The organism is Sphingomonas bisphenolicum (genome assembly GCF_024349785.1).
Lineage (GTDB): Bacteria > Pseudomonadota > Alphaproteobacteria > Sphingomonadales > Sphingomonadaceae > Sphingobium > Sphingobium bisphenolicum.
The window spans coordinates 2,372,103-2,383,052 of sequence record NZ_AP018817.1 but is presented as its reverse complement, the minus strand read 5'-3'; the positions used below and the strand labels follow the sequence as shown (position 1 = coordinate 2,383,052).

Below are 10,950 nucleotides of genomic sequence, written 5' to 3'. Positions count from 1 at the left end.
TAAAGCCCTCGTCATTGTGCCTTCCATTACCCACCGACGATGACCTTCCCCGCCATGTCGACGGTCACCGACACCCGTTCGCCTTCGCCCGCCAGGGTGACGGTCAGCGGATCGGTGGGCAGGCCGGTGCCGTCGAAGGCGATCTGCTGGCGGCCATCCTTGCCCACCAGAGCGCGGGTGCCGCTCTTCCAATTGGCGGTAACGAAGGGCTTGTCCTCCAGCGGCGTCCATTGCCCTCCCTCGCGACGCTGGAAGCCATAGCCGGATGCCGACACCCACAGGCCCATCGGGCGCGCGGTCACGACCGCTTCGTCGCGCGCGGCGGCAACGCGCGCGGCGAAGCGGTCGGCATCCTCGATCACGCGTCCGCGCGGATCGGGGATGGCGAGCACGACGGCAGCCGAAATGAAGCCGATGATCGTCAGCACGACCATCAGCTCCAGCAGGGTGAAACCGCTCTCTTCAGAGTTCGCTGGAATAAATATCCGCATTTTCACTCTCGCCGCCCGGCTGGCCGTCCGCGCCCAGCGAACTGATGTCGAACGCGCCCTTGCGGCCCGGCACGGTGTAGACATAGGCGCGGCCCCACGGATCGTCGGGCAGCTTCTTGATATAGCCGCCGCGGCGATAGCGCTGCGGCTGCGCCAGCGAGGCGGGCGGGTTGAGCAAGGCCTGCAACCCGTCCGATCCCGCCGGATAGGTCAGGTTATCGAGCCGATACTGCTCCAGCGCCTGTTCGATGGTGGCGATGTCCGCCTTCGCCTTTTCGACGCGAGCCGTATCGGTCGCCGGAATGACGTTGATCGCCACGATCGTCGCCAGCAAGCCGATGATGACGATGACGACCATCAGTTCGACCAGCGTGAAGCCGGCTTCACCTGACGTCTCGTCTCCGTTCGCGCTGAGCTTGTCGAAGGGCTTTTCTTTTGTTTTGAAGCCAGAGAGGGCTTCGACAAGCTCAGCCCGAACGGATTTTAGATTGAACATATTCAACTCCTTCAAGCCCCGGTGAGGCTTTGCAGCTGCAGGATCGGCAGCAGGATGGACAGGATGATGACGGCGACGATGCCCCCCATCAGTATGATGATGATCGGCTCCAGCATGGCAAGCGCGGTCGAGGTGAAGGCGTCGAATTCGCGTTCCAGATAATCGGCAGCCCGTTCCAGCATGGTGTCGAGCCGCCCGGCGCTCTCGCCGGTCGCCGCCAGATAGACCAGCAGCGGGGGAAACACGCCCGCCCGGCGCAGCGCCGCGGACAGGCTGCCGCCGCCCCGGATCGCCTCGACGATCTCGTCCGACGCCTTGCGCAGCACGCGATTATGGACCGTGTTGGCGGTGAGCGTCAGCCCCTCCATCAGCGGCAGCCGGCTGGCGACCATGGTGGACAGGGTGCGCGCCATCCGTGCGGCATGCAGGTCACGGATCAACCTGCCCAGCACGGGCAGCCCCAGCAGCATCGCGTCAAAGCGATAGCGAAAGCCGTCATTCTTCAACGCGCGCCAGAAACCGAAGCCGGCCAGCAGCATCGCGATCAGCAGCAGCCACCAATAGGCGGCCAGAAAAGCCGATATCGCCATGACGATCCGGGTCAGCAGCGGCAATTCCTGTCCGACCGTGTCGAACTGCTCCACCACCTTGGGCACGACGAAGATCATCAGCGCGGCGACCACGAACACGGCAAAAGTTGCCAGCACCGACGGATAGGCGATGGCTGTCAGCACCTTCGAGCGCATCACCGCCTGCCGTTCCATCAGGTCGGACAGGCGCTCCATGATGGTGGGCAGGCTGCCGGAGCTTTCACCGGCCGAGATCATCGCGCGATAGAGCGGCGGGAAGCTTTTCGGCTCCGCGCCCAGCGCATCGGCCAGCCGCCGCCCTTCCATCACCCCGCCATGGACCTTCCCCACGATCGCGCGGACATGGTCCTGCTCGCTCTGGCGGCCGATGGTGCGCAGCGATTCCTCCAGCGGGCTGACCTGGGTCAGCGTCGCTAATTGGCGCGTGAAGAGCGTCAGTTCCTTGGGGCTGAGGCGCGGCGTGCGCAGAGACAGGCTCGCCCGCTTGCGCGCCGTCTCCACCGCGCCGGGTTCGATCCGCACGATGAACATCTTGCGCGCATCCAGCTTGGCGCGCGCATCCTCGATCGTCCCGGCCTTGATGCTGCCGCTGCGCTCCCGGCCCGCCGGGTCGATCGCGCTATAGTCGAAATCAGCCATCGACTATGGTTTCCGCCTCGATCGCGTCGCGGCGCGACACGCGTATGGCTTCCTCCGCCGTGGTCTGGCCGTCGCGCACCAGCGCCCGCGCCGCCGATCCCAGATTGGGGGCATTCAGGAAGGCATGGCGCGCGATCAGCGATTCGTCGCCGCCGTCGTTGATCAGGCGACGGATAGTGTCGTCCACACGGATCGCCTCGAACACGCCGATGCGGCCCTTATAGCCGCTGCCGCCGCATTCGTCGCAGCCCTTCGCCCGATAGATGATCGTACCGGGGTCGAAGCCCAGCAATGCGCTGGCCGATTTGTCGGCCTGCACCGGTTCACGGCAATTCTGGCACAACCGCCGAACCAGCCGCTGGGCGATGACCGCGCGCAGCGTAGAGGCGAGCAGAAAGGGTTCTACCCGCATATCGCGCATCCGGGTTATCGCGCCGACCGCATCATTGGTGTGGACGGTGGACAGGACGAGATGCCCCGTCAGCGACGCCTGCACGGCGATTTCCGCCGTTTCCCGGTCGCGGATTTCGCCGACCATGACGACGTCGGGATCTTGCCGCAGGATCGCGCGCAGGCCCGCCGCGAAGGTCAGGCCGACCTTGGCATTCACCTGGGTCTGGCCCACGCCCTCCATCGCATATTCGACCGGGTCTTCGACGGTCAGAATATTGCGCGATCCGTCGTTGAGCTGGCGCAGGCCGGCATAGAGCGTCGTCGTCTTGCCCGACCCGGTCGGCCCGGTGACCAGAATGATGCCGTTGGGTTCGCTCAATCCTTCGCGGAAGATGCGGTCAGGCACCCCGTTCATGCCCAGCAGGTCGAGCGTGATCCCGGCATTTTCCTTGTCCAGGATACGCAGCACGACCCGCTCGCCCGCCCGACTGGGCAGGGTGGAGACGCGCACATCGAGCAGCTTGCCGCCCAGCGTCAGGCCGATGCGCCCGTCCTGCGGCACGCGCCGTTCGGCGATGTCGAGCCGCGCCATCACCTTGATGCGGCTGACGACGACCGGCGCGACATGCGGCGGCATCCGCAGCGTCTCGCGCAGCACGCCGTCCACGCGCATCCGCACGATCAGGCCGGTTTCATAGGGTTCGATATGGATGTCCGACACGCCCTGTCGCGCCGCTTCGGCGATGATGCCGTTGATCAGCCGGATCGCGGGCGCATCGTCGGCGCTGTCGAGCAGGTCGTCGGCGGTCGGAATGTCGGCGGCCAAAATGTCCAGTTCGTCCGCGCCGACCTCCAGCGATCCGGCCATGGCCGCCGCGCTGCCCTCCATCGCATAATGGTTCGACAAGTGCCGGTCGAACTCTGCCGGTTCAACGAAAATGACGTCGAAGCTGCGGGCCAGATGCCGCCGCACCTCTAGCAGCACGCGCGGATCGCTCCCCGCGCGCACCGCTATGGTCAGCCGCTCGCCCTCGACCGGCAGCATGACCACGCCATGCCTGCGCGCGAAGACATAAGGTATGTCGATCGCCCGCGGCGGCTGCGCGGGCGGGCTGATATCGGTGTGCGCCTGTTCGCTCACTTGCGCCCTCCGCTTGCCGGTATTTCGACCGGCCGCACCACGCCGCTCGACTGGCGGACGGTGGGTTCGATGACCTGCGCGGGCGCCGCATCGGGCTGCACCACCGCATCGCCCGGCTGCGCCGCGACCGGCGGGGTCGCGCCCATATAGTCGCGCACCAGTTCGTCTATCGTCGGTTCGACATCGGGATTGCGCTGCAATTGCATACCCCGGACATAGCCGTAGCGCTGCTGCGTCAGCCGCTGCGCATCCTCCTTCGACCGCAGAATGGTCGGCCGGATGAAGACCATCAAATTGGTCTTGGTCCGGCTCTTGCTGCGCGATTTGAACAATTCGCCCAACCCCGGAATATCAGACAGCAGCGGGATGCGTTCGATCGTCTTGCGCTCATTATCGTCCAGCAGGCCGCCCAGCGCCAGTATCTCGCCGTCATCGACGGTCACGGTCGTCTCGATTTCGCGCTTGTTGATGATGAGGTCGCTGCTGGAGTTGCTGACCGGCCCGGCCACGCTCGACACTTCCTGCTTCAGGAACAGCTTGATCGCGCCGCCGGTGTTGATCTGCGGCTTCACTTCCAGCTTGATGCCGACATCCTGACGCTGGACGGTACGGAACTGATTGTCGAAATTCTGGCTCAGCGCCTCGCCGGTGGTAACGGGCACCTGCTGCCCGACCAGGATCGACGCCTTCTGATTGTCCAGCGTCATCACGGACGGCGTGGAAAGCAGGTTGCTTTCGGTGTCGGATTTGACCGCATTGATGATCGCACCGAAAATGCCGTTCTTGCCGATGCTGCCGCCCAGCCCCGCAATCGCGCCGGTTGCGCTGGTCAGGCTGCTGATCGCCGCTTCCTGCAAGCTGCTCGCGAGGTCGCCGCTATTCTGGACCTCGGTCGTCGTTTTAGTACCGTCCGGCGCCACCACGGTCGTCGTCGTCGTACCGAGCTGCGTCGCGCCATAGGCCCCCGCCAATGTCAGCAGATTGGGCGAGGCGTTGGAATAGTTGCTCGCGGCGAAGCCGGTCGATGTGCTGCCGAGCAGGAACTGCACGCCCAGCTTCTTGGCGGCCGCGTCGCTGATCTCGACGATGATCGCCTCCACCAGCACCTGTTCGCGCCGGGTGTCGACCTGGCGGATGGTTTCGCCCAGCATCCGCTGCACGTCGCTGTTCGCCGCGACGATGATCGCATTGGCGCCTTCGTAACGGGTGACGATCGCCGGGCCGCGGGTGGAAATGCCGCCGCCGCTCGATGCGGACGAGGATGCCGCCGCGACCGGCGCAGCCGCCTGCGCTGCGGGCGCACCGCCCTGCCCGCCGGCGGCCGGGGTGGAAGCCGTCACCGGTTGGCTGGTCGATTGGCCCACAAGCTGCTGCAATACCGGCAGCAGCTTTTCGGCGTCGGCATGTTCCAGCCAGTAGACGCGGATTTCGGTGCCGCTCGCCGCCTGCTGGTCGAGCTGGCGCGCCATGGCGGCGAGTCGCGCAACAGTATTGGCGTCGCCGCGGATCGCGACGGCGTTGCTGCTGTCGATCGGCACCACGGTCGCGGCCGACGGCGCGGCGTTCTCCCCGCCCCCCCCGCTCGCCACCAGCGCCTGGAGCGAGGTCGCGATTTCGCGCGCGCCGGCATTTTTCAGCATCACCATCTGCGTCGACGACGTATCGCGGTCGATACGGGCGATCACCTGCCGGATGCGGGCGATATTGTCGGCATAGTCGGCCACGACCACGCTGTTGCCCGCGCGGTTGGCGGTGACGGAGCCTTCCTTGCTGACCAGCGGGCGCAGCGTTTCCAGCGCGCTCGCCGCGTCGATGGAGCGCAGGCGAAACACCTCCGTCACGAAGCTGTTGCGATTGGCGGCGCGTCCGACGCTACTCGGCTGGCCCGCAGCGCCATCGGCCGGCTGGATGCGATAGGCCCCGCCGGGCGCCGGGACCGCCACCAGGCCGTTGGCGCGCAGCGTGGACAGCACGATCTCGAAATATTCGGATCGCGACAGCGGCCGGTCGGTCACGACCGAAACCTTCCCCTGCACCTTGTTGTCGATGATGAAGGTCCGGCCGGTGACCCGCGCAGCATCCTGGATGAAGGCGCGGATATCGGCGTCGCGCACATTGAGCGTCTGCTGCGCCAGGAGCGGCGCGGCGATGGGCGTGGCGAGCGCGAGCGCGGTGGCGGCGGTAAGGAGGAATTTGCGGGTCATTGGCCTTGCACTATGATGTTGACCGATGCCACGGCGGCGCCGCGCTCGACGGTGAGGGAAAGGCGCGCGCCGGGCGCGATCTGGTTCTGGAGAGACTGGAGGTCGCCGGCCGATCCGATCGGCTGGCCATTGATCTGGCTGATGATGTCGCCGGGCCGGAAGCCCGCGCCCGCGAAGGTCGGCCCCTTAGCCATGACCGCAAGGCCGGTGACACGGCCGTTCTGCAACCGCGGGGCAAAACCGATGTCGCGCTTCAGGCTGTCCACGGTCGGACCGGCGCCGGGTGCGGCGGGTGGCGGTGGGGCGGCGCTCTGCCAGCCAGCGCCCTGAACCGAGGCGACCGCAGCGGCGGGTTCGGCTTCGGGGGCCGGGGTCGACTGGTCGATGAAAATCTGTTCTTCCGCGCCGCCCCGGTCGATCGTCACATGATCGAACGCCACGGCCTTCAGCGCCACGCCCGGCAGGATCTCATCGCCGACGGCGAAGCTGTTCTGCACCCCGTCGGGCGCGGCGATGATGGCCGATCCAAGCCCCGACCCTTCGTTCAGCCGCACGCCATACAGCGTCAGCGCCAGCGAAGTGACGACGCCACTACCCGCCTGTTGCGGCGCGCCCGTGCGGAAAAAGGGATCGAAGCTGGCGAACAGCGCCTGCCGCGCGCTGGGCGACAATATCTGCGCCTGACGCCCTTCCCACGGTCCGAAGCTGCCGACCGGCGCCACGACCGCCCAGATCAGCCGTACCAGTTGCAAAGCCAGCAGGACGAGCAACACCCGTTCGAGCAGCCCAAGCCAGTCGATCGTGGGAATGGCCGCCGTCTTCCCGCGTCCGAAGCCGCGCATCCTGTCGCTAAATGGCACTCGCATGATGCTGCCCCAAGCCCCCAATCATTCGGGAGCCTGCTAGGCAGATGATCTTACTGCTGCATGACAGTTATATTGCGGTAATATGACATAGCGCTGGCGCCTTGCATTTTAGGGGCCGGAATATAGCTGTGGCGTCGTCTTACCGCATCTTTGCTTCTTTCGGGATTTTCCATGCCGGACCTGACCGCCCCGCCCCCCGCCCCAACGGCAACCGATGCCGACCCGGCCTGGATCGCCGCCCATCCGCGCATCCAGCGGGTGCCCAACCGTGAACTGACGCTCTTCATCCAGCGCCATTTCCTGGACGCGGAAGAATGCGCCGGGCTGATCGCGCGAATCGATGCCAAACGGCGGCCGTCCACCATTGCGGACGCCAATGGCGACGGCTATTTTCGCACCAGCGAGACCTGCGACCTCGATCATGCCGATCCTTTCGTCGCCGCGATCAATGCGCGGCTGGACGCTTTCGCGGGGATAGCCGCGCCCTATGGCGAACCGATCCAGGGCCAGCGCTACGACGTGGGCCAGGAATTCAAGGCGCATACCGACTATTTCGATCCGAAGGGGTCGGACTATGCGAAATATTGTTCGGTGGCGGGCAATCGCACCTGGACGTTGATGGTCTATCTGAACGAACCCATGGCCGGCGGCGCGACCCGCTTCACCAAGATCGGCAAGACCGTCCAGCCGGAAACCGGCAAATTACTCGCCTGGAACAACCGCAACGCATCGGGCGAGCCGAACCCCGCCAGCCTCCATCACGGCATGAAGGTGCGGTCTGGGGTGAAGCATGTCATCACCAAATGGTATCGCGAGCGCCCCTGGGGCTGACGCGGCTCAGGTCCAGAAACGGCGCGCATCGACAAGTTCGCCATGCGCGCGCGCCGCTGCGGCGAGCAGGTCCGCCTTCTCCGCCCCGCCCGCTCCGATATCGCCCGGCAGTCCATGGCGGGCCAGGATCGCGGGCGTGGCGACCAGATCGTTGAGCGCACCCAGCACGTCCTGCATGGCTTCCAGCTTGCCCAGAAATGCCTTTTGCCGGCTGCGATGCTTCTTTTTTTCATCGAACAGTCCGGCAAAGAATTCAGCGCCATAGCGCAGCTTCTTGGCATCCTTGCGCACCTCATGACGCGCTCCGTCGCTCAGCCGCACCATAGACTTGCCCTCCTTGGCGATACGCTTGCGCAGCCTGCGCAGGCGCGTCGCGGCGAAAGGGGCGGCCGACCGACTGGCTTTCGCGCCCATGCCCGCGCCCAGCGCCAGCCATTCGACAAGATCGAGCAGCAGCATCCGCACCCGCGCAGACGCCAGCCATTGCAGGACATGATCGTGCGCCGCCGCCTGCGCCTCTTCCAGCGGCACGCGCATCGCGCCGTCGGCGATCCGCGGCATCAGCACGTCCAGGTCGCGCGCCTCGCCCAGCACAGCGGCCAGCCAGCGCAATTCGCCCTGAAAGCGGGCAAGATCCGCCGTCGGCAACAGCGGCGCGAACAATTTCAGCGCGGATCGCAGCCGTCGGATCGCGACTCGCGCCTGATGCAGCGCTCCGGGCGTATAATGGTCCAGCAGCAGCGCTTCGTTCAGCCGATAATGACGCAGGCAGGCCGCACCGATCCGCAGGAAGACCTGGCGAATCGTCATGGAAGGATCGAGCGCCACCGGCTCCGCCTTGATCGCGGCTGGCAGCGCCTCGGTCAGTCGATAGCCGCGCTCCGCCTTGCTCAGGACGCCGGGTCGCACGGCGATGTCTGCATCGATCCGCCGCGCCAGCGCGAACAGCGCCGCCGGTTCGCCCGCCTTCAGTTCCAGCTCGATCTCGCAGATCGCCTGTTCCCGCCCGGCCACCATTATGGCCCCGCGATCCAGCACCAGCTCGATCGTCGCATTGTCCTGCGTCACCGCCCAGGTCCGGCGCTGCACATCGACGGTAAAGAGCTTATCCACTTCCGCCACCGCTTCCCCCAGCAGCGCAACGACCGGCGTGCGCGCGTCCAGCACCGGCTTGGCGCCGCGCACCGGCATCTCCCATTCGTCGCGCGCGAACAGGCCCGCGCCATCGCGGCCATCGGCCTTCACCGTCTGGACGCGCCGCCGGCCCGACCGCCGGATGCGCAGGCTCATGCCCCGTTTGCCGAGCTGATGATCGGGCGTGTCGAAATAGGTGGCGTGCAACGCAGCCGTCTGACTATCGGCCGGCAGCGACGGCCATTGCGCGAACATGTCCGCCGCTTCCGGCGCCAGGTCCAGCTTCAGTTCGATTTCCGGTTGCAAGCCCATCTCCTGCCAGCGTCCCGCCCGCCTCGCGCCTTAGCATGAACGGCCTTAACCATGGAAACGTCGCCACCGTCTCCAAACTGTCATTTTAAAGACGCGTTATTGTCATAGAAGCAGCATCAGCCTGTCATGTGCCGCGCCTAACTGCCCGTTCTGAGGGCGACAGGGGGCGTTGTCCGAGTCGAAATTCCCCTGCGCTCCGCACTTCAACAATCCCGGCAACAGGCCGGAGCGGAGACGACATGGCCAAGATTAACCGTATCCAAACGATCCTGATGGCGAGCTGCGCCTGCGTGGGCCTGAGCGCCTGCGGCGCCGACGACATCGCTTCGCCGGGCGAAGGCACCATCGTCATCCCGACGCCGACGCCGACCCCCACGCCGACCCCCACGCCCACGCCGACCCCCACGCCGACTGCGGTGACGCCAGCGGCCAACTGCCCGACCATCGCCGGCCCGAACCAGCTGAGCGATCTTGGCACCATCACGGACGGCACCAACACCTGGCGCAACTGCGCCTTCCCGGCGCGCTTCACCGCGACCACGGCGATCGCCAAGACCACCGGCGTGATCTACTCGCTGCCCGGCCGCGTCGATGTCGGCACCGACCAGGGCGCCGCCAGCACCAATACCGACGTGACGCTCAGCATCGATCCGGGCGTGATCGTGTTCGCCAGCACCGGCAACGCCTATCTGGCGGTCAACCGCGGCAACAAGATCAGCGCCGTCGGCAGCGCCACCGCGCCGATCATCTTCACCAGCCGTGAAAACGTCACCGGCGCTGCGACCGACCAGTCGTCGGGCCAGTGGGGCGGCATCGTGCTGCTCGGCCGTGCGAAGATCACCGATTGCCAGGCACCGGCCGCCGCACCGGGCACCACCGCCTGCGAACGCGACACCGAAGGCACCAGCAACGCCCTGTACGGCGGCGCGACCGACACCGACAATTCGGGTCGCCTCAGCTATGTCCAGATCCGCTATTCGGGCTTCGTCCTCGCCGACGGCAAGGAACTGCAGGGCCTGACCCCGTCGGGCGTCGGCAGCGGCACCGTGATCGACCATATCCAGGTCCACAACAGCTCTGACGACGGCATCGAAGCGTTCGGCGGCAGCTTCAACATGAAATATCTGGTGCTGACCGGCAACGAAGACGACAATCTCGACACCGACGTCGGCTTCCGCGGCACCGCCCAGTTCGTCATCGCCGCCCAGCGCGAGGGCAATAATGTCGGTGACACCTTCCTCGAAACCGACTCGAACGGTTCGGCCACCAACAGCAACGCCAGCGAGGACGCCCTGCCCCGCCAGTATCTGAAGGTCGCCAACTTCACGCATATCCAGCGTTCGAACACCGGTGACGACGGCGCGGCAATGCTGCTGCGCGGCGGTGCCGACCTGGCCCTGGTCAACGGCATCATCGTCAGCCCCAACCAGAGCTGCCTGCGCATCAACGGCGCCGCTGCGGTCCGTGACGCCGACACCACGCTGCAGGATGCGGGCAAGCCGCGCTACCTGTCGGTGGTGATGCAGTGCAACAGCACGCCCTATAAGGGCACCGGCACCGGCGTTGACGCCGCCCTGGTCCAGTCGATCTTCGAAGCCGGTGCGAACAGCACGATCAGCTACACCCCGTCGCTGACCAACCTGTTCATCAACGGCGCGACCGAGACGGCCCGCACCGCGATCGACCCCAAGACGATAGACGCCGCCTTCACCACCACCAACTATATCGGTGCGGTCAAGGACAGCAGCGACACCTGGTATGCCGGCTGGACCTGCAACTCGGTGACCGCCAGCTTCGGCAGCACCAGCGGCAACTGCACCGCCATTCCGACGACCTGATCGGACCCACGACCT

At 66.1% G+C, this 10,950-nt stretch carries 9 protein-coding genes; 2 read left to right on the top strand and 7 right to left on the bottom strand.

The features are described 5' to 3' along the window. Nucleotides 1-26: 26 nt before the first annotated feature. Genes SBA_RS11745 through SBA_RS11720 form a run of 6 tightly spaced genes read right to left on the bottom strand, consistent with a single transcriptional unit; the run spans nt 27 to nt 6,820 of the window. Complete coding sequence (locus SBA_RS11745; RefSeq protein ID WP_390902449.1) at nt 27-434, bottom strand: GspH/FimT family pseudopilin; 408 nt, start codon at nt 432-434, stop codon at nt 27-29. A 28-nt stretch (nt 435-462) separates the two neighbouring features. Next, nucleotides 463-987, bottom strand: a complete 525-nt coding sequence (gspG, locus tag SBA_RS11740) for a type II secretion system major pseudopilin GspG (RefSeq protein ID WP_261934553.1) — start codon at nt 985-987, stop codon at nt 463-465. 11 nt (nt 988-998) lie between these two features. Next, entirely contained in the window at nt 999-2,216 is a 1,218-nt protein-coding gene (gene gspF / locus SBA_RS11735) for a type II secretion system inner membrane protein GspF (protein WP_261934552.1), read from the bottom strand. After that, nucleotides 2,209-3,750 carry a type II secretion system ATPase GspE gene (gspE, locus tag SBA_RS11730; RefSeq protein WP_261934551.1) on the bottom strand — a complete coding sequence of 514 codons (1,542 nt, stop codon included), beginning with the start codon at nt 3,748-3,750 and terminating at the stop codon, nt 2,209-2,211. Before gspE ends, gspF begins: the two co-directional genes overlap by 8 nt. Continuing rightward, nucleotides 3,747-5,954 carry a type II secretion system secretin GspD gene (gspD, locus tag SBA_RS11725; protein ID WP_261934550.1) on the bottom strand — a complete coding sequence of 736 codons (2,208 nt, stop codon included), beginning with the start codon at nt 5,952-5,954 and terminating at the stop codon, nt 3,747-3,749. The genes gspE and gspD overlap by 4 nt, the downstream gene beginning before the upstream one ends. Further along, on the bottom strand, nt 5,951-6,820 hold the full coding sequence (locus tag SBA_RS11720; RefSeq protein WP_261934549.1) for a type II secretion system protein N: 870 nt from the start codon (nt 6,818-6,820) through the stop codon (nt 5,951-5,953). The genes gspD and SBA_RS11720 overlap by 4 nt, the downstream gene beginning before the upstream one ends. Before the next feature lie 171 nt (nt 6,821-6,991). Between SBA_RS11720 and SBA_RS11715 the strand changes: the two genes are divergently transcribed. Then, a complete protein-coding gene (locus SBA_RS11715) occupies nt 6,992-7,651 on the top strand; it encodes a prolyl hydroxylase family protein (RefSeq protein WP_261934548.1) in 660 nt (219 codons plus the stop codon). A gap of 6 nt (nt 7,652-7,657) precedes the next feature. On the opposite strand, the gene SBA_RS11710 is transcribed toward SBA_RS11715, so the two are convergent. Further along, nucleotides 7,658-9,097 (bottom strand): CYTH and CHAD domain-containing protein, encoded by a 1,440-nt coding sequence (locus tag SBA_RS11710; RefSeq protein WP_390902333.1) that lies wholly within the window; start codon nt 9,095-9,097, stop codon nt 7,658-7,660. Nucleotides 9,098-9,336: 239 nt separating this feature from the next. Here SBA_RS11710 and SBA_RS11705 point away from each other — a divergent pair, with 239 nt between their 5' ends. Next, entirely contained in the window at nt 9,337-10,935 is a 1,599-nt protein-coding gene (locus SBA_RS11705) for a hypothetical protein (protein ID WP_261934546.1), read from the top strand. The last annotated feature ends 15 nt before the right edge of the window (nt 10,936-10,950 follow it).